At 70.6% G+C, this 24,917-nt stretch carries 23 protein-coding genes and 1 tRNA gene; 11 read left to right on the top strand and 13 right to left on the bottom strand.

The window, feature by feature from the left end; all coding sequences use genetic code 11:
• Positions 1 to 152: 152 nt before the first annotated feature.
• From PV682_RS37260 to PV682_RS37250, 3 genes are all read left to right on the top strand, one after another.
• Positions 153 to 833 (top strand): carbonic anhydrase, encoded by a 681-nt coding sequence (locus tag PV682_RS37260; protein WP_319736169.1) that lies wholly within the window; start codon positions 153 to 155, stop codon positions 831 to 833.
• Between the two features lie 106 nt (positions 834 to 939).
• A complete protein-coding gene (locus tag PV682_RS37255; RefSeq protein ID WP_319736168.1) occupies positions 940 to 2,571 on the top strand; it encodes a SulP family inorganic anion transporter in 1,632 nt (543 codons plus the stop codon).
• Between the two features lie 35 nt (positions 2,572 to 2,606).
• A complete protein-coding gene (locus PV682_RS37250; RefSeq protein WP_319736167.1) occupies positions 2,607 to 3,044 on the top strand; it encodes a hypothetical protein in 438 nt (145 codons plus the stop codon).
• Here the strand turns inward: PV682_RS37250 and PV682_RS37245 are convergent.
• Together PV682_RS37245 and PV682_RS37240 are read right to left on the bottom strand one after the other, a co-directional pair.
• Positions 2,950 to 3,384, bottom strand: coding sequence for a DUF6924 domain-containing protein (locus PV682_RS37245; protein WP_319736166.1), 435 nt, complete (start codon positions 3,382 to 3,384; stop codon positions 2,950 to 2,952). The genes PV682_RS37250 and PV682_RS37245 overlap by 95 nt on opposite strands.
• Before the next feature lie 377 nt (positions 3,385 to 3,761).
• The gene (locus PV682_RS37240) at positions 3,762 to 5,150 is read right to left on the bottom strand and encodes a cystathionine beta-synthase (protein WP_055722904.1); all 1,389 of its coding nucleotides are present in this window, start codon (positions 5,148 to 5,150) and stop codon (positions 3,762 to 3,764) included.
• Positions 5,151 to 5,300: 150 nt separating this feature from the next.
• Here PV682_RS37240 and PV682_RS37235 point away from each other — a divergent pair, with 150 nt between their 5' ends.
• Positions 5,301 to 6,299 (top strand): SGNH/GDSL hydrolase family protein, encoded by a 999-nt coding sequence (locus PV682_RS37235; RefSeq protein ID WP_079057035.1) that lies wholly within the window; start codon positions 5,301 to 5,303, stop codon positions 6,297 to 6,299.
• Here PV682_RS37235 and PV682_RS37230 read toward each other — a convergent pair.
• Entirely contained in the window at positions 6,296 to 7,012 is a 717-nt protein-coding gene (locus PV682_RS37230; RefSeq protein WP_319736165.1) for a class I SAM-dependent methyltransferase, read from the bottom strand. The genes PV682_RS37235 and PV682_RS37230 overlap by 4 nt on opposite strands.
• An 84-nt stretch (positions 7,013 to 7,096) precedes the next feature.
• Here PV682_RS37230 and PV682_RS37225 point away from each other — a divergent pair, with 84 nt between their 5' ends.
• Positions 7,097 to 7,855 carry a maleylpyruvate isomerase family mycothiol-dependent enzyme gene (locus PV682_RS37225; RefSeq protein WP_319736164.1) on the top strand — a complete coding sequence of 253 codons (759 nt, stop codon included), beginning with the start codon at positions 7,097 to 7,099 and terminating at the stop codon, positions 7,853 to 7,855.
• Positions 7,856 to 8,517: 662 nt separating this feature from the next.
• On the opposite strand, the gene PV682_RS37220 is transcribed toward PV682_RS37225, so the two are convergent.
• Positions 8,518 to 9,045 (bottom strand): GNAT family N-acetyltransferase, encoded by a 528-nt coding sequence (locus PV682_RS37220; RefSeq protein WP_319736163.1) that lies wholly within the window; start codon positions 9,043 to 9,045, stop codon positions 8,518 to 8,520.
• 201 nt (positions 9,046 to 9,246) lie between these two features.
• On the opposite strand from PV682_RS37220, the gene PV682_RS37215 reads away from it, so the two are divergent.
• The gene (locus PV682_RS37215) at positions 9,247 to 10,467 is read left to right on the top strand and encodes an acetyl-CoA C-acetyltransferase (protein WP_319736162.1); all 1,221 of its coding nucleotides are present in this window, start codon (positions 9,247 to 9,249) and stop codon (positions 10,465 to 10,467) included.
• A 329-nt stretch (positions 10,468 to 10,796) separates the two neighbouring features.
• Positions 10,797 to 11,609, top strand: coding sequence for a hypothetical protein (locus PV682_RS37210; RefSeq protein WP_319736161.1), 813 nt, complete (start codon positions 10,797 to 10,799; stop codon positions 11,607 to 11,609).
• A gap of 118 nt (positions 11,610 to 11,727) precedes the next feature.
• Here PV682_RS37210 and PV682_RS37205 read toward each other — a convergent pair whose 3' ends face one another.
• Positions 11,728 to 12,039 carry a hypothetical protein gene (locus tag PV682_RS37205; protein WP_319736160.1) on the bottom strand — a complete coding sequence of 104 codons (312 nt, stop codon included), beginning with the start codon at positions 12,037 to 12,039 and terminating at the stop codon, positions 11,728 to 11,730.
• Between the two features lie 121 nt (positions 12,040 to 12,160).
• Between PV682_RS37205 and PV682_RS37200 the strand changes: the two genes are divergently transcribed.
• Complete coding sequence (locus PV682_RS37200) at positions 12,161 to 12,388, top strand: DUF4287 domain-containing protein (RefSeq protein WP_055722699.1); 228 nt, start codon at positions 12,161 to 12,163, stop codon at positions 12,386 to 12,388.
• A gap of 104 nt (positions 12,389 to 12,492) precedes the next feature.
• On the opposite strand, the gene PV682_RS37195 is transcribed toward PV682_RS37200, so the two are convergent.
• The 3 genes from PV682_RS37195 to PV682_RS37185 form a co-directional block, all read right to left on the bottom strand.
• Positions 12,493 to 13,380, bottom strand: a complete 888-nt coding sequence (locus PV682_RS37195; RefSeq protein WP_319736159.1) for a Bax inhibitor-1/YccA family protein — start codon at positions 13,378 to 13,380, stop codon at positions 12,493 to 12,495.
• Between the two features lie 207 nt (positions 13,381 to 13,587).
• Positions 13,588 to 14,760: a 4-hydroxybenzoate 3-monooxygenase gene (locus PV682_RS37190; RefSeq protein ID WP_319736158.1), complete on the bottom strand. Its 1,173-nt coding sequence runs from the start codon at positions 14,758 to 14,760 to the stop codon at positions 13,588 to 13,590.
• A 176-nt stretch (positions 14,761 to 14,936) separates the two neighbouring features.
• Positions 14,937 to 15,020, bottom strand: a tRNA-Leu gene (locus PV682_RS37185).
• A 419-nt stretch (positions 15,021 to 15,439) separates the two neighbouring features.
• Between PV682_RS37185 and PV682_RS37180 the strand changes: the two genes are divergently transcribed.
• Both PV682_RS37180 and PV682_RS37175 read left to right on the top strand, forming a co-directional pair.
• The gene (locus tag PV682_RS37180) at positions 15,440 to 16,213 is read left to right on the top strand and encodes an ABC transporter ATP-binding protein (protein ID WP_055722702.1); all 774 of its coding nucleotides are present in this window, start codon (positions 15,440 to 15,442) and stop codon (positions 16,211 to 16,213) included.
• The gene (locus tag PV682_RS37175; RefSeq protein ID WP_319736157.1) at positions 16,213 to 18,741 is read left to right on the top strand and encodes an ABC transporter permease; all 2,529 of its coding nucleotides are present in this window, start codon (positions 16,213 to 16,215) and stop codon (positions 18,739 to 18,741) included. The genes PV682_RS37180 and PV682_RS37175 overlap by 1 nt, the downstream gene beginning before the upstream one ends.
• Positions 18,742 to 18,864: 123 nt before the next feature.
• On the opposite strand, the gene PV682_RS37170 is transcribed toward PV682_RS37175, so the two are convergent.
• Positions 18,865 to 20,154, bottom strand: coding sequence for a cyclopropane-fatty-acyl-phospholipid synthase family protein (locus tag PV682_RS37170; RefSeq protein WP_319736156.1), 1,290 nt, complete (start codon positions 20,152 to 20,154; stop codon positions 18,865 to 18,867).
• Positions 20,155 to 20,361: 207 nt separating this feature from the next.
• Here PV682_RS37170 and PV682_RS37165 point away from each other — a divergent pair, with 207 nt between their 5' ends.
• Positions 20,362 to 20,592 (top strand): hypothetical protein, encoded by a 231-nt coding sequence (locus PV682_RS37165; RefSeq protein WP_319736155.1) that lies wholly within the window; start codon positions 20,362 to 20,364, stop codon positions 20,590 to 20,592.
• A 13-nt stretch (positions 20,593 to 20,605) separates the two neighbouring features.
• On the opposite strand, the gene PV682_RS37160 is transcribed toward PV682_RS37165, so the two are convergent.
• The 4 genes from PV682_RS37160 to PV682_RS37145 form a co-directional block, all read right to left on the bottom strand.
• Positions 20,606 to 21,166, bottom strand: coding sequence for a hypothetical protein (locus tag PV682_RS37160; RefSeq protein ID WP_319736154.1), 561 nt, complete (start codon positions 21,164 to 21,166; stop codon positions 20,606 to 20,608).
• A gap of 18 nt (positions 21,167 to 21,184) precedes the next feature.
• The gene (locus tag PV682_RS37155) at positions 21,185 to 23,485 is read right to left on the bottom strand and encodes a hypothetical protein (RefSeq protein WP_319736153.1); all 2,301 of its coding nucleotides are present in this window, start codon (positions 23,483 to 23,485) and stop codon (positions 21,185 to 21,187) included.
• Between the two features lie 76 nt (positions 23,486 to 23,561).
• Entirely contained in the window at positions 23,562 to 24,077 is a 516-nt protein-coding gene (locus PV682_RS37150; protein WP_319736152.1) for a hypothetical protein, read from the bottom strand.
• A 371-nt stretch (positions 24,078 to 24,448) separates the two neighbouring features.
• A partial coding sequence (locus PV682_RS37145; protein ID WP_319736151.1) for a peptidase S8 and S53 subtilisin kexin sedolisin occupies positions 24,449 to 24,917 on the bottom strand: 469 nt, incomplete at its 5' end.

Below are 24,917 nucleotides of genomic sequence, written 5' to 3'. Positions count from 1 at the left end.
GCCGACCCCGTCAAGGCCCCGTATCGGACCGGCGATGATCTGAACACGAAAACACCAAGTGTCGTTAAACAGGCACACATTGTGACGGATCAGGTGCGTACCGTGAACAGGCCCTCCGCCGAGGGCCCTTGGTACGACCCTGAGGATGCGTCATGCCCTCCAACCGCCGGGCCTTCCTGACGGCCACCGCCGTCGGCGCCCTGGCCACCGCCCCCGCGGCGGCAGCGACCCGCACCCCGCGCCGCCCCCTCCGCACCGGCCCCCCGACGACCGCACCCGCCGCCCTGGACGAACTCCTCGCCGGCAACAAGCGGTACGCCGCGGGCCGCTCCAGCCACCCCCACGAGGACCGCCGCCTGCGCCGCACCCTCGCGGGCGCCCAGCACCCGTACGCCATCGTCCTGGGCTGCGTCGACTCCCGCGTCCCGCCGGAGCTGATCTTCGACCAGGGCCTCGGCGACGTCCTGTGCATAAGGACGGCGGGCCAGGTCCTGGACGAGGCGGTGCTGGGCTCGATCCAGTACGGCGTGGCGGAACTCGGCATCCGGCTCGTCCTGGTCCTCGGCCACGAACGCTGCGGCGCGATCGCCGCCACCCTCGACCACCTCCGCACCGGCGACGAGGTCCCCGGCCACCTCGAACTCCTCGTCGAGGAGATCACCCCGGCCGCCCACCGCACCCGCGCGATCCCCGGCGACTGGGCCGAACACACCATGACCGCCCACACGACCTGGGTCCGCGACGCGATCCGCGCGGACCCCGCGTTCGCGGCGGCCCAGGTGACGGCGGCCCGCTTCGACCTGGACACGGGGCTGGTGTCGCTCCTGCCGTGACCGGCAGAACGACGGTACGGCGTACGGCGGTCCGCCACGCGAACCGCCGTCCACCGGCCACCCGTACGCCCCACCCACCGCTCCGCACCCGCGAAGAAGCACCCCCATGAACCTCCCCCTCCCCACCCGCACCGACCTCCGCACCCTCACCCACGACCCCCGCCGCAACCTCCTCTGCGGCCTCACCGTCGCCGTCGTCGCCCTCCCCCTCGCCCTAGGCTTCGGCGTCAGCTCCGGGCTCGGCGCCGCGTCCGGCCTGGTCACCGCGATCGTCGCCGGCGCCCTCGCCGCCCTCTTCGGCGGCAGCGCCCGCCAGGTCTCCGGCCCGACGGGCGCCATGACCGTCGTCCTCGTCCCGATCGTCCACCGCTACGGCCCCGACGGCGTCCTCACGGTCGGTCTCCTCGCGGGCCTCATCCTCATCGCCCTGTCGTTCGCGGGAGCGGGCGCGGCGATGGCGTACGTCCCCGCGCCGGTGATCGCCGGTTTCACGGTGGGGATCGCGGCGGTGATCGCCCTCCAGCAGATCCCGAACGCCCTGGGCGTCCCGCTGCCGCACGGCGAACAGGTCGCGGTGGTGGCGGCGAGGGCGCTGGAGGAGTTCGGGGCGGCTCCGCACTGGCCCGCGCTGCTGCTGTCGGCGGGCTCGGCGGCGCTGGTGCTGGCGGGGGCGAGGTGGCGGCCGACGGTGCCGTTCTCGTTGGCGGCGGTGGGGGCGGCGACGGTCGTGGCGGAAACCCTGCACCTGAACGTGCCCCGCATCAGCACCCTCCCGGCCTCCCTCCCCGCACCGTCCCTCGGCTTCCTGGACCTCTCACGCGTCCCGGCCCTCCTGACCCCGGCCCTGGCCGTAGCCGCGCTGGCGGCACTGGAGTCACTGATGTCGGCATCGGTAGCGGACGCGATGTCTTCGAAGCGCCGTCCAGTCGGCGCACCCAGGGGCGCGAACAGCCACAACGGCGCCGCGCCCGCCCACAACCCCTCGAAAGAACTCTTCGGCCAGGGCATCGCCAACCTCGCGGCCCCCCTCTTCGGCGGAGTCCCGGCAACGGGCGCGATCGCCCGCACGGCGGTGAACGTACGAACCGGTGCCACCTCCCGCCTGGCGGCCCTCACCCACGCGGTGATCCTCGCCGGAGTCGTCGCGTCAGCCGCGCAGCTGGTCGCCCGCATCCCGCTGGCCGCCCTCGCCGGAGTCCTGCTGGCGACAGCCGTCCGCATGGTGGAGACCGGCCCCGTACGGGCAATGGCGAGGGCGACGAAGGGCGACGCCCTGGTCCTCGCCCTCACCGCGGCCTCCACCCTCGCCCTGGACCTCGTCCGAGCCGTCCTCATCGGCCTCGCCGTCTCCACGGTCCTCGCCCTCAGGGCCGCCGCGACCACCACCCGCCTGACCCCCGCCGCCACCGACGAACTCCCCGGCACCGGATCCATCAGCCTGCGCTACGACGGCCCCCTCCTCTTCGCCGGCGCCCACAGCCTCCGCCGGGCCCTCACGGACGTACACGGCGTGCACGAGGTGGAGCTGAGGCTGTCGGGGCTGACGGCGGTGGACGCGACCGGCGCGCTGGCCCTGAAGGACGCGGTGGGTGAGCTGCGCGGCAGGGGCGTCGACGTCCACCTCAGTGGCATCGGCGCCGCGCACCGCCGCGCGCTGGAGTCCGTGGGCCTCCTCCCGGCGGCCCCCACTCCCAAGAGGGGGGCTATCCCCCGTGCGGCCGAGGCGCCCGCTCCCTAGCCTGGAGGAGGTTCCAGGGGATTGAGGAGACGACGATGACACCGGGCCGGGACACCGAACTGAAGAAGGAACTCGACGCGACCCTGCACGCCCGCAGGGAGCTGGGCGAGGAGTACGACTCTGCGCTGGTCGAGTCGTTCCTGGAGAAGGTGGACCAGCGGATCGACGGCGCGGTGGAGCGCCGGGTGCGCCGCCAGTTCGCGGAACAGCAGATGTCGGCGGCACGGGACGCCCGCGCCCCGCACGCCACGGACTCCTGGGGCGAGCGCTTCGGCTTCGGCATCGTCTCCCTGGTCCTCGCGATCCCCCTCTCGGCGATCGGCGCGGTCAACGCGGACCTCCCGGGCCTCCTGATCACCTGGACCGGCATCGTCGGCGTCAACGCGGTCCACGCCTTCCGCTCCACCCCCGAACTCCTGACGGCACTGAGGGGACGCCGGAAGAAGCCCGAGGGGGACCGCTGGGAGGAGTGACCGCCTCGCACAGGTAGTCCTCCAGATCGGCGGCGCCGGACGACAGATGCGCCGACACCTGCGCGAACAGCCCGACCGGCACCCGGAGCACCGCTCCCACCAGATCCTCCAGGTCGAGGGCGAGCAGCAGGTGTTCGCGCTGGGCGAGGGCGTCCGCGAGGAAGACGTGGTGCGGTTCCTCCCCGAGCAGCTCACCGACCTCGACCCCGTCGTACCGGGGATCGTCCACGCACGTGGCGTCCGCCCCCAGCGCCGAACACAGCGCCTCCCACGCGGAGTCGTCGGTGAAGTCCGTACGCAGGACGAGCGAGGTCAGGCCGTTGGGCCGGGGAAGCGGCATCCACCGATCCTCGCAGCCACCGTCACCGGCGTGAAGGAAATATGCGCGGGGACCGCCGCACCCCCGGTAAGGGGGGCGGGACGACGGCGGTCCCCGCGGGGACGCGAGCTGTGCCCTGCGTCCTGGCGTCTGTGGAGGTCCGGGAGCCGCTCCGGAGGTCCGTGACGCCGTTTTGGTTGCCGGTTCGGCGGGGAGCCGCTCCCGCCTGCCGACACCCACTAATCTGCCGGACTCGTGTTAAGCGAGTGCTGCGTGGACGTGACGCGCTCGTACCACTTCCGCGAAGTCCACCGCCGGGGCGGCCCGAGGGAAGTTCCGCGGCGGAGCCGGGAGTTCACCGCAGGTTTCCCCGCCGTGCACCCCCGGCGCCGTACGGCTTACCTGCCGCCCTTGGCGAGGAACGCCAGCAGGTCCTGCCGGCTGACGACGCCCTTCGGCTTGCCCTCGACGAGGACGATCGCCGCGTCCGCCTCCCCGAGCACGGACATCAGGTCCGCGACCGGCTCCCCGGACCCGACCTGCGGCAGCGGCGCGGACATGTGCTTCTCCAGCGGGTCCACGAGCGACGCCCGGTTGCTGAACAGCGCGTCGAGCAACTCCCGCTCGACGACGGACCCGACGACCTCGGCGGCCATGACGTCCGGGTGCCCGGCGCCGGGCTTCACGACGGGCATCTGCGAGACCCCGTACTCGCGCAGCACCTCGATCGCCTGGCCGACGGTCTCCTCGGGGTGCATGTGCACGAGGGACGGGATCGCGCCGTGCTCCTTGTCGTCGAGGACGTCGCTGACGCGGGCGCTGGGGCCCTCGTCCTCCAGGAAGCCGTAGTCGGCCATCCACTCGTCGTTGAAGATCTTCGACAGGTACCCGCGCCCGCTGTCCGGCAGCAGGACGACGACCACGTCGTCGGGGCCGAGCCGCTCGGCCACCCGCAGCGCGCCCACGACGGCCATCCCGCAGGACCCGCCGACCAGCAGCCCCTCCTCCTTCGCGAGGCGGCGGGTCATCTGGAAGGAGTCCTTGTCGGAGACGGCGACGATCTCGTCGACGACGGTCCGGTCGTACGCGGTCGGCCAGAAGTCCTCACCGACGCCCTCGACGAGGTACGGCCGCCCGGAGCCGCCGGAGTACACGGAGCCCTCGGGGTCCGCGCCGACGACCTGGACCTTGCCGTCGCTCGCCTCCTTCAGGTACCGGCCGGTGCCGGAGATCGTGCCGCCCGTGCCGACGCCGGCGACGAAGTGCGTGATCCGCCCCTCGGTCTGCTCCCACAGCTCCGGGCCGGTGGAGTGGTAGTGGGAGAGGGGGTTGTTCGGGTTGGAGTACTGGTCCGGCTTCCACGCGCCGGGCGTCTCGCGCACCAGCCGGTCGGAGACGTTGTAGTACGAGTCCGGGTGCTCCGGGTCGACGGCGGTGGGGCAGACGACGACCTCGGCGCCGTACGCCCGCAGCACGTTGATCTTGTCCGTGCTCACCTTGTCGGGGCACACGAAGATGCAGTGGTACCCCTTCTGCTGCGCCACGATCGCGAGCCCCACGCCGGTGTTCCCGCTGGTCGGCTCGACGATCGTGCCGCCCGGCTTGAGCGCGCCGCTCTCCTCCGCCGCCTCGATCATCCGCAGGGCGATGCGGTCCTTCACCGAACCGCCGGGGTTGAAGTACTCGACCTTCGCCAGAACGGTGGCCTGGATGCCCTTGGTCACGCTGTTGAGCCTCACCAGCGGGGTGTTGCCGACGAGGCTGATCATCGAGTCGTGGAATTGCACCGTTGTCTCCGGTTGCTTGCAAAAAACGTGGTCGTGATGGTCGCCAGCCTAAGGCGACAGACCTCCGTGTTCACTCCCAGGTGAGATTGACCGACGGGTCGTACGGGGCAAGGAGAGGTTGTACGGCGACGAGGGAGGTGGCGGGCAGGTATGACCAGCATGTCGAGGGCCAGGGTGGCCCGGCGGATCGCGGCGGGCGCGGCCTATGGCGGCGGGGGCATCGGGCTGGCCGGGGCCGCGGCGATGGGGCTGCTGCTCGCGGAGGCGCAGTGGGCGCGCCGCCATGTGGAGAACGGCACGTCGGCGCGGGTGCCGCAGGCGGACGGCCTGTACGGCAGTGTCTACGCGAGCACCGGCGAGGAACCCCTGCGCCTGGTCCTCCTCGGCGATTCCACGGCCGCCGGGCAGGGGGTGCACCGGGCCTCCCAGACGCCGGGCGCGCTGCTGGCGTCCGGTCTCGCCGCGGTCGCCGAGCGCCCCGTGCTCCTGCGCAACGTGTCCCTGCCGGGCGCCCAGTCCGACGACCTGGACCGGCAGGTCGCGCTGGTCGTCGGCTCGGCCGAACAGGTGCCGGACATCTGCGTGATCATCGTCGGCGCGAACGACGTCACCCACCGGATGCCGCCGACCCGTTCCGTACGCCACCTGTCCTCGGCGGTACGGCGCCTGCGCACGGCCGGTGCGGAGGTGGTCGTCGGCACGTGTCCCGACCTCGGCACGATCGAGCCCGTGGGCCAGCCGCTGAGATGGCTGGCCCGCAGGGCGTCCCGCCAGCTGGCGGCGGCGCAGACGATCGGGGCGGTGGAGCAGGGCGGCCGTACGGTCTCGCTGGGCGATCTCCTGGGGCCCGAGTTCGAGGCGAATCCGCGTGAACTGTTCGGCCCGGACCACTACCACCCGTCGGCGGAGGGGTACGCGACGGCCGCGATGGCCGTCCTGCCGACGCTCTGCGCGGCCCTCGGGCTGTGGCCCGCGGAGGAGGAGCGGCCGGACGTCTCGCGGCGGGAGGGTTTCCTGCCGGTGGCACGCGCCGCCGCGGAGGCCGCCGCGGAGCCGGGCACCGAGGTCACGGCGGCCATGCCGACCGGGCCCCGTGGGCCGTGGGCGCTGCTGAAGCGGCGGCGCAGGAGGCTGCCGCAGACCGCCTAGGCGGCGCGCAGCCGGAAGTGCAGCAGGCCGGAGTGCTCGGTGACGGTTGCCACCGCCAGGCCCGCCGCCGTGGCCAGCCGCTCGAAGTGGTCCCGGGGGTACCAGTGCAGTACCCAGGGGCGGTCCTCGACGACGCTGTCCCCGCCGAGGTGGCGCTCGTAGCGCAGGACGGTCGTCTGCGTGCGCGCCCGCTCGTCGCGCCGCTCGGAGACGACGGAGACGCGGAGTTCGGCGCCGTCGGGGGCGGTGACCGTGCGGACCGTGCCGATCTCCTCCGAGGGGGCCGGCGTGAACAGGGGGATCAGGGCGGTGCCGTCCTCGGCGAGGTGCCGCCCGATGCCGCGCAGCGCCGCGAGGGCGGTGGCGTCGTCGGGGAGCAGGTTGAAGGTCGGGCCCGCGAGGAAGACCGAGCGGTAGCGCCGGGGCAGGTCGAGGGCTTCCATGCGCTGGTGGTACGTGGTGACGGCCGTGTTCTGTACGTCCGCCCTGTGCCGCAGCCGGGCCAGCATGTCGGCGGAGGAGTCCACGCCGTCCACGTCGAGGCCGCGCCGGCGCAGTTCGAGGAGGGGGTCGCCGTCCCCGCAGCCCAGCTCCAGCGCCGGGACGCCGGCCTGCCGTACGAAGGCGTCGTAGAGGTCGGGGTCCTGGGAGTGCGCCTTCAGGGGGGCGTACAGGTCCGCGACGATGCCGGTGTAGAAGTCAGCTGGGTCCACGCGGGGACCCTATGCGGGAGGCGTTCATAGGCTCACCCGAATAAATCGCTGTCCTCGTCGGCGTACCCGGTGCTAGACAGCGGCGTGCATACGACACTCGCCTTCCCCGATCTGCTGCGCCTCCTCGACGACCGCTCCACCGCGTTCCGTACGGCCGTCGCCGCCGCGCCCCGGCTCGACGTCCAGGTCCCCACGTGCCCCGAGTGGACGCTGGCCGACCTGGCCCACCACATCGGGGAGGGCCGGCGGCGCTGGGCGGCGATCGTGCAGGCGGGGCCCGCGGACGCTCCGCCGCCGCCGGTCACGGCCGAGCTCCCCGAGGACCGGGAGGCCGTCTCGGAGTGGCTCGCGGAGTCGACCCGGCAGCTCCTCGACGCCCTCGCGGAGGCGGGCCCGGACCAGGGCTGCTGGACCTGGTGGGGCGCGTCCCAGTCCCCGGCGACGACGGGCGCGGTGGCCCGGCACCAGCTCCAGCAGCTCCTCGTCCACACGTACGACGCCCAGCTCACGGTGGGCGCCCCGCACGCCCTGCCCGCGGAAATAGCCCAGGACGGCGTGGCCGAATTCCTCACGACCTGCTGCGCGACGACGTCCCCCTGGCCGCACACCCCCGCGACCCTGGACTTCCGCACCACCGACGCCCCCGCCTGGCGCCTGACCCTCTCCCCCACCGGCGCCCACCCCACCACCCCACCCCCATCCACCCCACCCACCGCCTCCGTCGAAGGCACCGCCGAGGAAATCGTCCTCTACCTCCACGGCCGCACCCCCGTGACCTCCCTGAAGACCACCGGGGACCTCACGGTCTTCGGACAGCTGGAGGAGTGGGAGCCGGAGGACTAAGCCGGGCGGTGCCGGGGGGCATCCAGGGGTCGGCCGGCCAGGGCGATGCCGCGGCGCGGGCCTCCCGGGGCATCGCCGGGGACGGTCGCCGCGTGGGGGGGTGGTGTCGGGGGCGCCGGCGGGGGTTCTGGCTGTCCGGGGTGACACCGCAAGCCCTGCCCCCGGAGGGGGAGACGGTCCCGGTGCCGTGCTCAGGGCGTCTCCGGCTCGCCCCCGCACAGGCCATCGGCGGGGCCGGTTGCCGCGTCCGGCGGCGAACGCGGTTGTGCGGGACCCGCCGTCACGGCGTCGCCCGAGCGGGCCGCGACGGGATCGGAGGGTCCGGCGAGGGGCTCCGCCGGCCTGGCGGGCTGGCGGGCTGGCGGGCTGGCGGGCTGGCGCGTACACGATCAGGGAACCGGCCTGCCGGGGTCGCCGTACAGGTCCCGCCGGTCGGCTCGGGGTCCGGCGCAGAGGTCCGACGCGGGCAGCCGGCGCGGGCAGAAAGCCGCGCGGCTCCGGGCCCGTACGTCCTCCCCTCGGGCCGGCTTCCCCGCGCGCCCTCCCTCGGGGGGCCGGCGTCGGCGTGCGGCTCCCGGCCCGGGGCGCGGTGGGGGCGGGCCGTCGGCTCGTGCCCTGTCCGTGGGGGGCCGCCCGCACCGCCGTGGGCGTCGGCCCTGTCGTCAGGCCTGTGGCTCCCGCCTGGCGGCCTGCGTGTCGAACGAGATCCACGTGTCCGGCGGCAGGTCGGGGCGGTCGGGGTTGGCGCGGTGTTCCTCCGTCCAGGTGTCCGCGGCGGTCGTGGCGACTCGGCGCCAGAAGCGGGCCGCGTTGGTGTTCGTGTCCTGGAAGGGGATCTGCCAGGGGCCCGGGTGGCGGGAGACGACGTCGAGGGCGGCGGTGAGGCCGAGGCCCCGGCGGCGGGCGGCGCGGACGACGAAGAAGGTGTTCATGACGGCCGTGGGGGTGTCGAGGGCGCGGACGAAGGAGAGGCCGAGGGGGCGGTCGTCGGGGGTGAGGAAGAGGTACGGGGCCCAGCCGGGGTCCGTGAGGGCGGAGTCGACGCGCTCGGCGCGGAACGTGCCGTCGGGGAAGGGGAGGACGTCGTGGAACTCGGAGAGGTCGTGGCGGAACATGAGCCAGAGGCGGTCGATCAGGGGGCGGTCGGCGGGCGTGGCCGTACGGATCTGGAGCTGTGTGGGTGTGGGCATGAAAAAAGCCTCCGCGGCGGGGAGTTCACGCCGGGAGGCTTGTCGGTGGCGTAACCATAGCAGTACGCCCCTCCACCCCGGCCGTCCAAGCAAGCGCTTGGACAATTGCGGCCAGGGTCACACCACCGCCCCCGTGACCAACCCCATACGTACGGGTAACTTCCCATCATCAGCTGATCCGTGAACGTCAATGGAGCCGTGATGCCCGAAGCCGTGATCGTCTCGACCGCCCGCTCCCCCATCGGCCGCGCCAACAAGGGCTCCCTCAAGGACCTCCGCCCGGACGACCTCACCGCGACGATCATCCAGGCCGCGCTCGCGAAGATCCCCGAGCTGGACCCGCGCGACATCGACGACCTGATGCTGGGCTGCGGCCTGCCGGGCGGCGAGCAGGGCTACAACCTGGGCCGCATCGTCGCCGTACAGATGGGCATGGACCACCTCCCGGGCTGCACGATCACCCGTTACTGTTCGTCGTCGCTCCAGACGAGCCGCATGGCGCTGCACGCGATCAAGGCGGGCGAGGGCGACGTCTTCATCTCGGCCGGCGTCGAGATGGTCTCCCGGTACGCGAAGGGCAGCTCGGACGGCCTCCCGGACACGACGAACCCCCTGTTCGCCGAGGCGCAGGCGCGTACGGCCGAGGTCGCGCAGTCGACGGGCTCGACGTGGCACGACCCGCGCGAGGACGGCCTCGTCCCGGACCCGTACATCGCGATGGGCCAGACCGCGGAGAACCTGGCGCGGGTGAAGGGCGTGACCCGCCGGGACATGGACGAGTTCGGCGTCCGCTCGCAGAACCTCGCCGAGGAAGCCATCAAGAACGGCTTCTGGGAGCGCGAGATCACCCCGGTGACGCTGCCGGACGGCACGGTCGTGTCGAAGGACGACGGCCCGCGCGCCGGCGTGACGCTGGAGGGCGTGGAGGGCCTGAAGCCGGTGTTCCGCCCCGACGGCCTGGTGACCGCCGGTAACTGCTGCCCCCTGAACGACGGCGCGGCGGCCGTCGTCATCATGTCCGACACGAAGGCGCGCGAGCTGGGCCTCACCCCGCTCGCCCGGATCGTCTCCACCGGCGTCTCCGGCCTCTCCCCCGAGATCATGGGCCTCGGCCCGGTCGAGGCGAGCAAGCAGGCGCTGAAGCGCGCGGGCCTCGGCATCGGCGACATCGACCTCGTCGAGATCAACGAGGCGTTCGCGGCGCAGGTGATCCCCTCCTACCGCGACCTCGGCATCGACCTGGACCGGCTGAACGTGAACGGCGGCGCCATCGCCGTGGGCCACCCCTTCGGGATGACCGGCGCGCGGATCACCGGCACGCTGATCAACTCCCTCCAGTTCCACGACAAGCAGTTCGGCCTGGAGACGATGTGCGTGGGCGGCGGGCAGGGCATGGCGATGGTCATCGAGCGGCTCAGCTAGGCGGGGCGCCCGGCGAGTGCCTGGCGGCGCTTCGGCGGCTCTTCGGCGGTCCGAATGACAGCCGTACGTAGTCGAATTGACACTTGACGTAGTAGTCGGCCCGGAGTATGGGATTCCCCCGAACTCCGGGCCGATTTGTGATCCAATCTCACCCAGGATGTGACCTATCTCCCTGGCCGCCACAATTCCCCAGCTCAGGGCCGTTCCACCCACCCTCCCCGGGCCCAAAGTCCTGTCCGTTTCGTGACGTTACGCACTGACAGTGGGAGAGTCCGCCCGCCAAGCTGAGGTAGGAAGTCGGGGGTCGACTTTGAACCGGGAGTACGTCAGTGAGCGCCTTGCCGATCGCCCTGCTGGTCACCACGGCCGCTACCGGCGCCGTGGGTGTCGCCGTCCTGCGCACCCTGCTGGCGCTGCGCCGCCAGGTCAAGGCGCTGAGCCTCCAGCTCGCGGACGACCACGCCGCCCTCGCGCACGGTCTCGTACCCGCCGCGCGCAGCTCCGACACCGACGGGATACGCGCGGCCGTCGCGGAGGCGCTCGCGGAGGAGCGGGAGCGTGAGCTGGCCGAGGCGCGCGCGTTCTGGGCCGCGCAGGAGGCGCGTGACGTCACCGACGCGCCCTCTCTCCTCGGGCTCCCCGACAGCGAGCTCTTCCTGCCCCGGCAGAGCGACTTCGTGGGCCTGGAGGCGGTGGGGCTGGAGCCGGTGGGTCTGGAGCCGGTCGGTGAACTCCCCTCCGACGCGGACGAGTTGACGGCGGGCGACTCCCCCGAACTCGCCGCGGCCCGCCGCCGGCACCCCTCCCACCCCGACTTCGTCCCCGTCCAGTCCCCCGTCATGGGCGACCACGAGCGGACGGTGAGCACACTGGAGGAGCTGGCGGCGGCGCGAGTGGAACTGACCGACGTCCGCCCCGGCCCGCTGGGCACCCTCGACGTCTACGTCTTCGCCGACGGCACGACCCTCTGCATGACGCCGGGCCACCGGGAGACGGCGGAACGCCTGGCCTCCGCCCTGACCGCCGGGCACGCACCGGTCCTGCTGGGCGGCTCGGGGATCTCGGGGGCGTACACGCTGACGTTCGAGTGCGGCGAGGAGACGGTGTACATCCTGGCGGACAGGGTGATAGCGAGCTTGTGAGCAGCTGCGGGTCCGTTGTGGCTGGTCGCGCAGTTCCCCGCGCCCCTGAAAGACGACGGTCGCTGTCGGTTTTCAGGGGCGCGGGGCTGTATCGCTATGCGGCTCCGCCGCGTACGAATCAGACCCCCGCCCTCTTCCGCGCCTCCTCCACCACCCGCACCGCCTCCTCGACCTCCCCCGCACTCCTCAGCACCACCGCCAGATCATGCGCGGCCACCGTGATCTGATCGGCGACCGCGAACATCCCCGCATCGGGCATCACCCGAGCCTGGACCCCCGGCTCCTCCACGGCCTGCGCCCACGCCGCCAGCTCCTGGGCCAACCGCAGAGCCTCAGCGGCAGCGCCCCGCTGGAGGCGGCTCTGAGGCGCCGCCCTCAATCGATCCGCGAACAAATCAACCGCGCGCAACAACGGCGTCGTATCCACCACGCGGCGAGCCTACGCCACGACCTCCGGCCACCCGCCCGGGACGGGACTGTTGCCAACGGGCGAACCCTCAGGCACGGTGACGTGAAGGACCGGCTTACACCCGAACGCCCCGGAGGCGCCGATGTCCCAAGTCTTCTCCGAGGAGACCCATCGCAACCTGCTCGCCCGCATCCCCCACTGCACCGGTCGTGAAGTAGCCGACTGGCTGCGCACCGTAGACGAAGGCCCCGCTCTCCGCTTCGAGGAGAAGGTCAGCTGGCTGCGCCACGAACACAACCTGGCGTACGGCCACGCGAAAGCCCTCATCCATGAGTACGACCTGAGGAGGGCCGCGCGCAAACTCCGGTAGCCGCGCACACGCGCCCGCACACGAAAGGGACCCCGCGGCGCGAACCGGGGGGTCCCTCTCAGGTACTACCTGCCGACTACCTCAGGACTACGACTGCCTCAGGACTAGTCGTCGCCGCCCTGAAGGATCGCGAGCAGCCGCAGGAACTCCATGTAGATCCAGACGAGGGTCATCGTGAGCCCGAACGCCGCGAGCCACGCCTCCTCGCGGGGCGCGCCGTACGCGATCCCGTCCTCGACCTGCTTGAAGTCCAGCGCGAGGAAGCACGCGCCGAGCAGGATGCCGATGATGCCGAAGACGATGCCGAGGCCGCCGCTGCGGAAGCCGAGGCCGTCACCGCCGCCGAAGACGGCGAACAGCATGTTGATCGCCATCAGCAGGACGAAGCCGAGCGCGGCGGCCATCACGAAGCCGTAGAAGCGCCGGTTGACGCGGATCCAGCCGGCCTTGTAGGCGACGAGCACACCGGCCGAGACGGCCATCGTGCCGAGCACGGCCTGGGTGACGACGCCCGCCGAGATGTACGTCGACACGGTCGCCGAGATGACGCCGAGGAAGACGCCCTCGAAGGCGGCGTACGCCAGGATCAGCGCGGGGGCCGGACGCTGCTTGAAGGACTGGACGAGCGCCAGCACCATCGCGATCAGACCGGCGCCGATGGCGATGCCGTACGACTTGTTGAGGTTGGCCTCGTCGACCGGCAGCAGGAGCCAGGCGAGGACCGCGGTCACGATGACCGTGCCGAGCGTCATCGCGGTGCGGGAGACGACGTCGTCCATCGTCATCGCGCCGGACGCGGTCTGCGGCGGGGCGCCTTGCTGGGTCTGCTGGGCGTACGGGTTCGTCGCGTAGGGGTTACCCGCCTGCTGGGCATACGGGTTCGCCTGCGTGGCGACAGCGGGTCCCCCGGCCTGCGGCGTGGCGTTGAAGCCCGCGTAGCCGTTGTCGCGGCTGAAGCCCCGTCGCGAGAAGACCGGGTTTCTGCTCCTCATTTCACTCCTCCATGGCCGCCTCGCGCGGCCTTGGCATCAAGAGTAATGGAACGGCAAAGGATTGACCCTAGTGCTTGAGGAGGATCTTTCTCCGCCGTGGTTGCGCCAACACGCTACGCGGTTCCTTGATTCCCGGCTCTCCCGGCCCTCATTCATGACCAAGTCGCGACACGTCCGGAACCGGGGGGAGACCGTCCGCTTATCTCGTCAGTACAGGAAACCCGTGTACCCCTCCGCCAGCTCCGCACTCGCCGCCCGTGACTCGGCGATCCGGTCCAGGCGGGCCCGCTGGAGGCGTTCCTCGAAGGGGTCGGTGTCCGGCGCGCGGTGGAGCATCGTCGTCATGTCGTACGAGAACCGTTCGGCCTGCCAGACGCGGTGGAGGCAGTCGGCGGAGTAGGTGTCGAGGAGTGCGGGTGAGCCGGTCGACTGCTGGTGGGCCAGCGCGCGGGCGAGGGTGACGACGTCGCCGACGGCGAGGTTGAGGCCCTTCGCGCCGGTCGGGGGGACGATGTGGGCGGCGTCGCCGGCCAGGAGGAGGCGGCCGTACCGCAGGGGTTCGTGGACGTAGGACCGCATGGGGGTGACGGACTTCTGGGTGATGGGGCCACGCCTCAGGGTCCAGTCGTCGTCCGTTTCGAGGCGGCGGTCGAGTTCGTCCCAGATCGCGTCGTCGGCCCAGCTCTCCGCGTCCGTGCCCGCGGGCACCTGGAGGTAGAGGCGGGAGACGGAGGGCGACCGCATGGACAGGAGGGCGAAGCCGCGCTCGTGGCGGGCGTAGACGAGTTCGTCGTGCGAGGGGGGTACGTCGGCGAGGATGCCGAGCCAGGCGTACGGGTACGTCCGCTCGAAGACCCGGGCGTGGCTCTCGGGTATGAGGCGCCGGGTGATACCCCAGAACCCGTCGCAGCCGACGACGTACTCGCACTCCAGGGTCTCCTCGGCGCCCGCGCGCCGGAACCGGACGCGGGGCCGCGTTCCCTCCAGGTCCTCCACGGTGATCGCCTCCGCCTCGAACAGCAGCGGTCCGCCGCCGTCGAGCTGGAGGGCGATGAGGTCCTTGCAGACCTCGGTCTGGGCGTAGACGGTGACGGACTTCCCGCCGGTGAGCGCGGGGAAGTCGACGCGGTGCCGGCGGCGGTCGTAGCGCAGCTCGATGCCGTCGTGCCGCAGCCCTTCCCGGTCGAGGCGCTCCGCCGCGCCGGCCGCGCGCAGGACGTCGACGGTTCCCTGTTCCAGGATTCCGGCGCGCTGCCGGTGCTCGACGTACTCCCGGTCGTGGCTCTCCAGTACTACGGAGTCGATGCCGGCGACGCGCAGCAGCCGGGCGAGGAGGAGTCCGGCGGGTCCGGCTCCGATGATGCCGACGGTGGTGCGCATCGAACGTTCCCTTCCCTCAAGGCTGTTCGCGCAGTGAAGTTTCCTTCACTGATCTCCGCCCATGAGTCTGCGCCCGCGTTCAGGGAGTGTCAACGGTTCGCGAGGGTGGGGCCAACGCCTTGATGGACGGCGCAGTCAACCAAGGGGGACCGCGCGGCCGACGGCGGGAGCGGAGGTGCCCAGAGCCGGACTTGAACCGGCACGCCCGCTTCGGGGCAGCGAGGTTTAAGCTCGCCGTGTCTGCATTCCACCATCTGGGCTGGCCAAGGGCTCCGCGTCGTCGCGCCCCGAGCCTATCGGGACGCCCCTCCCCAACAGCGGCCGGGGGAACCGATGTTGTCTTATTTTATTGATGTCTGAGGGAGCATCAGACCATGGAACAGGCCATACGCACTTGCCAGTAGCCTGACCGGCGATCACCGCGCGTGTACGCGGAATGACGGAATTTCACCGTCTGAACGAGGGCGCTCCACCGGTTCTCGACAAACACTCCCCGCCGCACACCGTGTTCTCACCGTCACCTCCGGTGTCAGGGTCGGGGGTCATACCCAGGTATGACAAGACCGCCCCTTGTCACTCCGGAGTCGGGTGCGAGATACGGAACCGAAGAGTGACTACAACCACGGTGCGCGCCGCCGACGATGGACGAGTCCCGACCCCGTCCTCAGGAGCGACTTCCGTGACCACCACTCCCCTCGCAGCGCGGCCGACCGCCGCCGTGGCCGCCCGAGCCACGGATCTCTCGAAGATCTACGGACAGGGCGAAACCCGGGTGGTCGCCCTGGATCGGGTCTCCGTCGACTTCCACCAGGCCCAGTTCACCGCGATCATGGGCCCCTCGGGCTCCGGCAAGTCGACGCTCATGCACTGCGTCGCCGGGCTCGACACCTTCTCCTCCGGCTCGGTCCGCATCGGGGACACGGAGCTCGGCTCGCTGAAGGACAAGCAGCTCACGAAACTCCGCCGGGACAAGATCGGCTTCATCTTCCAGGCGTTCAACCTGCTGCCGACGCTGACGGCGCTGGAGAACATCACGCTGCCGATGGACATCGCGGGCCGAAAGCCCGACAAGCAGTGGCTGGAAACGGTCATCTCGATGGTCGGCCTGTCGGGCCGTCTCAGCCACCGCCCGTCCCAGCTCTCCGGCGGCCAGCAGCAGCGCGTCGCCGTGGCCAGGGCGTTGGCCTCCCGCCCGGACATCGTCTTCGGCGACGAGCCGACCGGAAACCTCGACTCCCGCTCGGGCGCCGAGGTCCTCGGCTTCCTGCGCAACTCCGTGCGGGAACTGGGCCAGACGGTCGTGATGGTGACCCACGACCCGGTCGCCGCGTCGTACGCGGACCGCGTGATCTTCCTGGCGGACGGCCGGGTGGTCGACGAGATGTACGGCCCGACGGCCGACTCGGTCCTCGACCTCATGAAGCAGTTCGACGCGAAGGGCCGTACGAGCTGATGTTCCGCACCGCCCTGCGCAACGTCCTCGCGCACAAGGCCCGCCTCCTGATGACCGTCCTCGCGGTCATGCTCGGCGTCGCCTTCGTCTCGGGGACCCTGGTCTTCACCAACACCCTGTCCAACGCCCTGGAGAACAGCTCCGCGAAGGGCTTCGACCAGGTCGACGTCGCCGTACAGCCCCGGGCCCAGAAGGCCACCGACACCAAGGTGGCCAAGGACCCCGAGCTGACGGACGCCCTGCTGAAGCGGGCCGCCTCCGTGCCGGGCGCCGCGTCCGCGACCGGCGTGGTGACCGGCTTCACCGCGATCGCCGGCAAGGACGGCGACCTGATCGGCGACGGCTTCTCCTCCCAGGGCGCCAACTACTGGGGCGACGCGGACGCCCGCTACCCGCTGACCAGCGGGAAGGCCCCCGAGGGCGCCGACGAGATCGCGATGGACGCCGACACCGCCAGGCGCGCCGGCTACCAGGTCGGCGACACCGTCCGCATCTCGGTCGACGGCCCCGTCCTCACGCCGGTGATCTCCGGCATCTTCACGACGAAGGACGGGAACGTCGCGGCGGGCGGCAGCCTCACCCTCTTCGACACGGCGACGGCCCAGAAGCTCTTCGGCAAGACGGGCACGTACGACGAGATCGACGTCAAGGCCGCCCCCGGCGTCTCGCAGACGGCCCTCAAGTCGGCCCTCGACAAGGCGCTCCCGGCGGACAAGATCGAGACGACGACGAGCGACCAGCTCGCCGCCGACCAGGCGCAGATGATCTCCGCGTCGATGAGCGGCCTCAAGCAGGGCCTGCTGGTCTTCGCCGGGATCTCCCTGTTCGTCGGCACGTTCATCATCGCGAACACCTTCACGATGCTGGTCGCGCAGCGCACGAAGGAGCTGGCCCTGCTGCGCGCGGTCGGCGCCTCCCGGCGTCAGGTGACGCGGTCGGTGCTGATCGAGGCGTTCGTGGTCGGCACGGTCGCCGGGGTCACCGGCCTGGTCGCGGGCATCGGCATCGGCGCGGGCCTGCGCGCACTGCTGGAGCAGACCGGCGCGATCATCCCGGACGGCCCGCTGATCATCTCGTCCGGCACGATCGTCTCCGCGCTGGTCGTCGGCGTCGTCATCACGATGCTCGCCGCCTGGCTGCCGGGCCGCCGCGCCGCGAAGATCCCGCCGGTCGCCGCGATGAGCAGCCTGCACGCGCAGGCGACGACGCGCTCCCTCGTCGTCCGCAACACCCTCGGCTCGCTGGTCTCGGCGGCGGGCGCAGGGACGGTCCTGGCGGCCACGACGATGAGCGGCACCGAGGCGCAGACCGCCATGGGGATCGGCGCGGTCCTGCTGATCATCGGCGTCTTCATCCTCACCCCGCTGCTGTCGCGCCCGCTGATCGCCGCCGCCGGGCCCCTGATGCGCGGCTTCGGGATCTCCGGGAAGCTGGCCCGCCAGAACTCGGTGCGCAACCCGCGCCGTACGGCCGCCACCGCGTCCGCGCTGATGATCGGCCTGACGCTGATCACGGGCATGACGGTGATCGCCGGAAGCCTCCAGAAGGCGATCGAGAAGATGGCGTCCGACGCGATCCGCGCGGACTACGTCGTCTCCATGGTCAACGGCAACAGCCTCACACCGGACGTGGAGAAGAAGCTCAAGACCGCGTCCGGCGTCCGGGCGACCAGCCCGATGCGCAACTCGCCGTCCCGGATCGACGGCGACCAGGAGTACCTGACCGGGGTGGACAGCTCGACGGTCGGCGAGCTGATCAGCCCGAAGGTCGAGGAGGGCCGCTTCGAGATCGGCGGCACGAAGGTCGTCGTCGACAAGCACACGGCCGGCATGCACGACTGGAAGCCGGGTTCGGCGTTCACCGTCCACTACGAGGACGGCAAGAGCCAGCGGCTCACGGTCGGCGGGATCTACGAGAGCAACGAATTCCTGCGCGGCATCCTCCTGGACGCGGCGACGCTCGCGCCGCACCAGACCGACGTCACCGACATGAAGGTCATGGTCAAGACCGCCGGGGGCACGTCGGCCGAGGCGAAGTCCGCCCTGGTGAAGGCGCTCGGGGACAACCCCGGGATCCAGGTCCAGAGCAAGAAGGACATCTCCAACCAGATCGCCCAGTTCTTCACGCTGCTGCTGAACATGCTGTACGGGCTGCTCGCGATGGCCGTCATCGTCGCCGTCCTCGGGGTCGTCAACACCCTCGCGATGTCCGTCTTCGAGCGATCCCAGGAGATCGGGATGCTCCGCGCGATCGGGCTCGACCGGCGGGGCATCAAGCGGATGGTCCGCCTGGAGTCCCTCGTCATCTCCCTCTTCGGCGGGGTCCTCGGCATCGGCCTCGGGGTCTTCTTCGGCTGGGCCGCGGGCGAACTGATGGGGACGAGCCTGCCGACGTACGAACTCGTCCTCCCCTGGGCGCGGATCGCCGTCTTCCTCGCGCTCGCCGGCGCCGTGGGCGTCCTCGCGGCCCTGTGGCCGGCGCGGCGCGCTGCGCGGCTGAACATGCTGGGGGCGATCAAGTCGGAGTAGCGGGGCGGGATGGAGCGGGGCGGTCTCCCTGACGGGGGTGGAGACCGCCCCGCTTCCTATTTATGAGGGCCGGGGGTGAGGGGGCGGGCTTGTGCGGGCCGGTGTCTCGGAGGTTCGGCTCGGCTAGCCCGCCCAGACCCGGGACCGTAGCGGCAGCCCCGAGTCGCCGTCGTCCGAAGTCCGTACCGCCAGCACCTGGTTGACCCCTATGCGGTTGCGTTCGAAGGCGAGGGCGGAGGCGGCCATGTAGAGCTGCCAGACTCTCGCGCGTCCCGGCCCGGCGAGTTCCGCCGCCCGGTCCCACCCGGCCTCCAGGTTCCGCACCCAGCGCCGCAGGGTCAGCGCGTAGTGCTCCCGGAGCGACTCGACGTCCCGCACCTCGAACCCGGCGCGCTCCAGCTGTGTGACGGTGGTGCCGATCGGCGCGAGTTCGCCGTCGGGAAAGACGTACGCGTCGATGAACGAGTCGACGTGGTACGAGGCTTCGTCCCCCTGGGGCCGCCGCGCGATCTGGTGGTTGAGCAGCCTGCCGCCGGGCGCGAGGAGGTGGTGGAGCTGACGGGCGTACTCCAGGTACTTCTCGGCGCCCACGTGTTCGGCCATGCCGATGGACGAGATCGCGTCGTAGGGACCGTCGTCCACGTCCCGGTAGTCCTGCACGCGGATCTCGACGAGCTCGGTCAGCCCGGCGTCGGCGACGCGCTTGCGCGCGAGTGCGGCCTGCTCCTGCGAGAGCGTCACGCCGACGACCCGGGCCCCGTACTCCCGCGCGGCGTGGATGGCGAACGACCCCCACCCGCAGCCGACGTCGAGCACCCGCTGCCCCTCCCGGACGCCCAGCTTCCGGCAGACGAGGTCGAGCTTGTCCCGCTGGGCGTCCTCAAGGGAGGCGCCCTCGTCCCAGTAGGCGCAGGAGTAGACCAGGGAGGGCCCGAGGACGAGGGCGTAGAACTCGTTCCCGACGTCGTAGTGGTGGCTGATGGCCCGCCGGTCCGTGTTCCGCGTGTGCAGATGCCGTACGCGCCGGGCCTCCTCCTTCGGCGGCGCGGGCGGCAGAGGCACCCCGCCGAGCCGGACGAGCCCGGCGACTCCCCGCCGGAAATCGGCCCGCCGTACGAGCTGCGCCAGCCCCGGCGCCTCCTCCCCCCGCTCCCAGATGACGCCCGCCAGCAGTTCGAGCGCCCGGTACAGATCCCCCTCGATCCCGATGTCCCCCGCCACCCAGGCCCGCGCCAGCCCCAGCTCCCCCGGCTTGAACAGCAGCCTCCGCAGGGCCCGCCGATTCCGCACCACCAGCGTGGGCGCCCCCTCCTTCCCGGCCACGGACCCGTCCCAAGCCCGGATCCTGACCGGTACCTCCTCCCCCATCACCGACTCCAACGCCGCCACCAGCCGCACAGCGGCACCACCCATGGCCACCCACCTCCGTGACAACACTCCCGGAACGACCTGTCACCACGTAAACACACCACACCGCCCCTTCCAGTCCCCCACAACCACCAAGCCCCAGTAAATCCATCAGATCCGGCCAGGACGCCGGCCCTGGCGCCCGATCCCTCCCCCACGGCAGACTCTTGAGCGGAGTTCCCCCGACGACGTCAGACCTCAGGAGAGAACGGCATGAACGCACTCGACCAGCTCAGCGTCATCGGACTGGTCCTGGCCGCGGTGCTTCTGCTGATGGCCTGCGTCAAGACGGACCGCGTACGCGCCTGGCGGGCCCGGTTCAACCCCCGGGGCGAGGAGCTCCCCGACTCGGCCTTCATCACGGTCCGCATCCTGTTCGTCCTCCTGGCCGGCCTGATGATCTACATGGCGATCGACGGCTTCGCCGTCTCCAGCAGGCAGTGACCGAACACACTGGTCAACCACATTCAGCGGACGCCTCAAGGCCCTTGACGTACGACGCGACCAGCGCCTTCATGGCCTCCGGATCCGACCGCCCGTCAGCGAACACCTGGACCACGCCGTACAGGTCCTGATCAGGATGTTCCGTCGACTTGCAGGATTCCGAGGTCTTACCGACAGCTCCGACGCCTGAATAGAGATAGCGTTCGTCATCGGTCACTTTCCCGCCGTCGGTCTTCGCATATGCCGCAGCAACGGTGACGACACTTTCCCGATCCCCCCACCACGTAAAAATCTCCCGAACGGCGACCTTGCCATCGACGGTCACATCACATCGACTTGCCCCACCACTGAGAGTCGCCGACTTCACCGCGATGGAGTCGCCGCCGGGCAGGAACGGGTCCACGAGTTCGGGGTCCGTCTTGATTCCGCACAGGGCGCTGGGAACGGTGTAGTTCTTCTTGTCCTCTCCGTTTCCCTTTGAACACGCCGAGACAGCCAGTACTCCAGCCGAAGCCGCGGCAGTGAGGGCAAGGAAACGAGTACGCCACTTACGTCGAGCGAGTCGCCGGAGCACGAGAAATCCCTCTCAGGGTCAGATATCGGTCTTGAGGTGGGGTGTCATGAACTGAGAATTGGCCCCCGCAGCCCTGAAGCCCTGCTGCGCGGCGGCACGCGCCTTCTCGTCGATACTGTCGTCCTGCAAGTCGGTCCGGTTGTGGGCCTTGGCCGCGATTTCGGCCGCTCGCTCCGTGTAGGCCGAGTTCTGGTCCACGCCCGTCTCCCACTGCTCCCCCATGGCAGCCCCGGCGTCGTCCTTCGCGTGCCCCTCCGCATCCTGGAACAGTTCTTCGAGAACCAGGCTGCTGACGGATCCCGCGACACCACCGGCGACCGCGCCGCCCACCGGAGTCGCGATGAATGAGACGCCGACACCGATGCCTGTGCCGATCGCCCCCGAAGCGGTGTTCTTCCATTGGGCGACGGAATGCTCGTAAGCCTTGTCGTCCTCGTCGGCCGGACCGGCGATCGCTTCTTGCCGCCCGATGGCGAGGGTCCCCGAAACCTCACCCGATCCGTGAGCGATCTGCTCGATGGCGAACTGCGTGTCCTGGGAATACCGACTTCCGGGAGACAGATCCGGATTCATGTGATAGTCCATCAGGTTCGCCATGTAGGCCTTGTTTCCCACTTCGACCGCCGCGTACCCCTCGGGATTCTGGCCGACAGAGATCAGCAATGCCGTCACGTCCCGATGATTGAGCGTGGCGGATGCTCCGGCCACCGGGAACAGCCTGTTCGTGTCTCCGTCATCGTCGTCCGTCATCGCGCGATTGATATCGGGGAGATATTCGGAAGTGATCTGTCCGACACTGTCCGACATATATCCGTTGTCCGTGAGCCTTTCCGGACTGTCCGCGATCGACGAGACGATGGATTCGAAAAGCCGTGTCTGTTCGCTGTTGTGTGCCGGTGTGTCGACGGTCGGCATCTCCCCCGCCGGATGCCCGGTCGTGGCCGCCTCCAGCGCCATCGCCATGTAGTTCTGGCCGGTGTGGAGGTCGTCGCCTTCGAGGCTGGTTTCCTGGGGCCAGTCCCGTTCTTCGAAGAGGTACTGAAAGTTGGAGAGGCCGACCTTGCCCTTGTAGTCGTTCTCGTCGTCCGAGTCTCGCTCGAAGGGGTTGTCGGGGTCGTCCTTGGTGACGTAGTCCTCGTTGAAGAAGGCGGTGGCTGCGTCGGGGCTGTTGGAGAGAGCCCGCATGTAGCCGGTCAGCGGGTCGGCGCCGGTGTCGTCGCCGAGGAAGTTGAGGCGTTGGACGGTGCCGCCGGCGCCGCCGAACTGCCAGAAGCGGTTGGGCTGTTGGCCGTATCCGGTGAGTTCCTTCTCGGTGGCCATCATGCGGTTGCCGTATGAGGTGAGGAACTTGTCGTCGTAGTCGCCCACGCGCATCAGGTTGCTCATGACCTGGAAGCCCATGGGGCCGCTGTCGCTGCCGATCCTCTTCGCTCCGAGGCCGGTCATGTCGTTCTTCCAGGCGTTCATCGCCGTGGAGTCGCTCTGCGAGGCACCGGCCAGGGTGAGGCTCAAGCCGCGCTGGAGGTCGTCGAGTTGGTCGCGGCGTTCGCCGACGACGTCGTAGTTGCGGCCGTCGGTGAGGCCGGACCAGAACTCCAGGGTCTTCTGCGGGCCGAGGGCCGTGGCGAACCGTTCGGCGAACAGCGGGTCGTCGGCGTACTTCTTGAAGCCCGCGTTGAGCTGGTCGAACTCCTTGACCGTGAGGTCGTGGGGGTCCTTCTTCGCCAGCCTGGCGAGGTCGTCGGCCTCTTTGACGGCCGCCGCCGCGGAGTCCCGGTCCTTGTAGTCGGCTCCCGAGAAGCCCAACTCGCTCTGGTCCACGAGGGCCTTGAGGACGGTGGCGGCTGAACTGTCGCTCGTGGACGCCTGGTTGAGGATCTTCTGGATGTCGTCGCGGACGCCCGTCATCTCCGCCGTGCGGTCGGGTTCCTTGCCGGAGGGGTCCTGGGGGCGGGTCGTCAGGGTGACCATGAAGCCGTCGCCGGAAGGGAGGACGGTGAAGCCCTTGGTGCGGGCGGTCTGCACGGCCGTCGTCAACTGCTGGTGGAAGCCCTTGAGTTCGCCGAGGGTGTCGTTCAGGATCCGGTAGATGCTGTTCGCCTGGGTGTGGGCGTCGGCGAACTCGCCGGCCGTCTTGCCGATGAACTCCCTGCTGACCTGGGAGTTCACGCCGGCCCAGTTGGCCTTGTTGGCGGCCTTGTGCAGGCCGTCCTCCGCGTCCTTCTGGAGCTGTTCGAGGCTGTGGACGAGGGTTCCCCAGTCGGTGACGGCGTCGGAGAGGAGAGCGAAGTTGGCGTGGTAGAGGGCGTCGAATTTCACGAGGGGCCATTCCTGGGTGAGAAGGTCGGTCGGCGGCGGAGCGGGACGGCCGGGCCGTCCGGGAGTACGCCGCTCCTCACTCCTTCTTCTTCGGCTCGCCGTAGACGGGGTTGGGGGCACCCGGGGCGCCCACCCGTTCGTCGAAGCCGGCGTCCAGGACGCTGATGCTGCTGGCCATCCGCGCGATGTAGTCGTCGTCCCCCGCGTGCAGCTTCTTCGTCACGTGCATGTGGTTCGAGATGTGCGAACACGCGTCCATCAGGGACTTGAGCTGGGCCTCCCAGCGGTTCGACACGTGCTGGAGCGCGCCGCCGAGGGCGAAGCCCTGCTGGGTGAGGTCGGTCGCCGCGGAGTCGCTGGACGGCACCGGGACGCGGGCCTTGTTCCAGAGGTCGTCGAAGAGGGTGTGCGCCGACTTGCCGATCGCGGCGAGGTCTTTCTGGGAGACCTTGAGAACGCCGTACGAATCCGGCATCGCCGGCGCGTCTCCCTGGCGGCCCGTGCCGTTGTCCACGCCGTTCAGCTGCATGCCGGAGCCCTGCTGTCGCTCCAGCGCACCCGCCTTCAGCTGCTCCCACTCGTCCCAGGCCATCGGCCCGCCACCTTCCCCGTGTGCGGCTCGCCGCCGCGGCTGTCCTCCGTACGGCACCACTCCCGTGGCCACGCGTCCCCGGGCTCCGGTACAAGTTAGCAACTCGGTAAGAGAATCAGGATGGGTGTTTCGAGCTGATCGGCTTGCGGGTGTGAAGTATTCGCGGAGGTGTTTCCGATTCCGGATACGCGGAGGTGCCGGGTGGGGTTCGGGAAGGGCTCAGGTGTCCGGTCTCCACCGGCAAGAACCGTAGAAGGTAAGGATCGGTTCGGGGAGGGTGACGGGTTCGCAAGAGGCCGTCGTGTCCTGGTGGGCGTCGGCTGAGGTGCCGTGCTCAGTGGGCGCGACAGGACGCGGCGGCCTTCACGCGTTCAGGAAGGGCCGGGGCCTTGGTTCGGGGGGACGTTGCCCGGCATGGGCGGGGGTGGGCCGAAGCCTTGTTGGGGTGCCGGGTGCGGTTGGTTCTGGGGGTGTTGAGGGGTGGGTGGGGTGGTGCGGCGTTTGCGGGCAACGACGGTTGCCGCCGCGCCGGCTGCCGCGAGGGCGGCGATGCCGAGGCCGATGCCCAGCCAGGGGGTTCCGTCGTCGTCCTTCTTCGCGGCGGCCACGGTTTTCGCCGGTTCGCTCGCCTTCGCCGACGGGGTCGGGGTGGGGGACGCGGACTTCTCGGCCGCCGCGAGGTCGGGGAGGGGGTAGACGTCCGCCGGGCCGGGGTCGCCGGGGTTCTGGAGGGCGATGCGAGGGCGGACGATGCCGTAGCCGATGGCGTTGTTCCACTTGGCGCCGTCGACGGGGGCGCCGATGGTGTTCAGCATGACGCGGAGGATCTGGTTGTTGGTC

Origin of the sequence: Streptomyces niveiscabiei, from assembly GCF_033794345.1 — a bacterium.
Classification (GTDB): Bacteria; Actinomycetota; Actinomycetes; order Streptomycetales; family Streptomycetaceae; genus Streptomyces; species Streptomyces niveiscabiei.
This window is presented reverse-complemented; position numbering and strand designations above follow the sequence as displayed.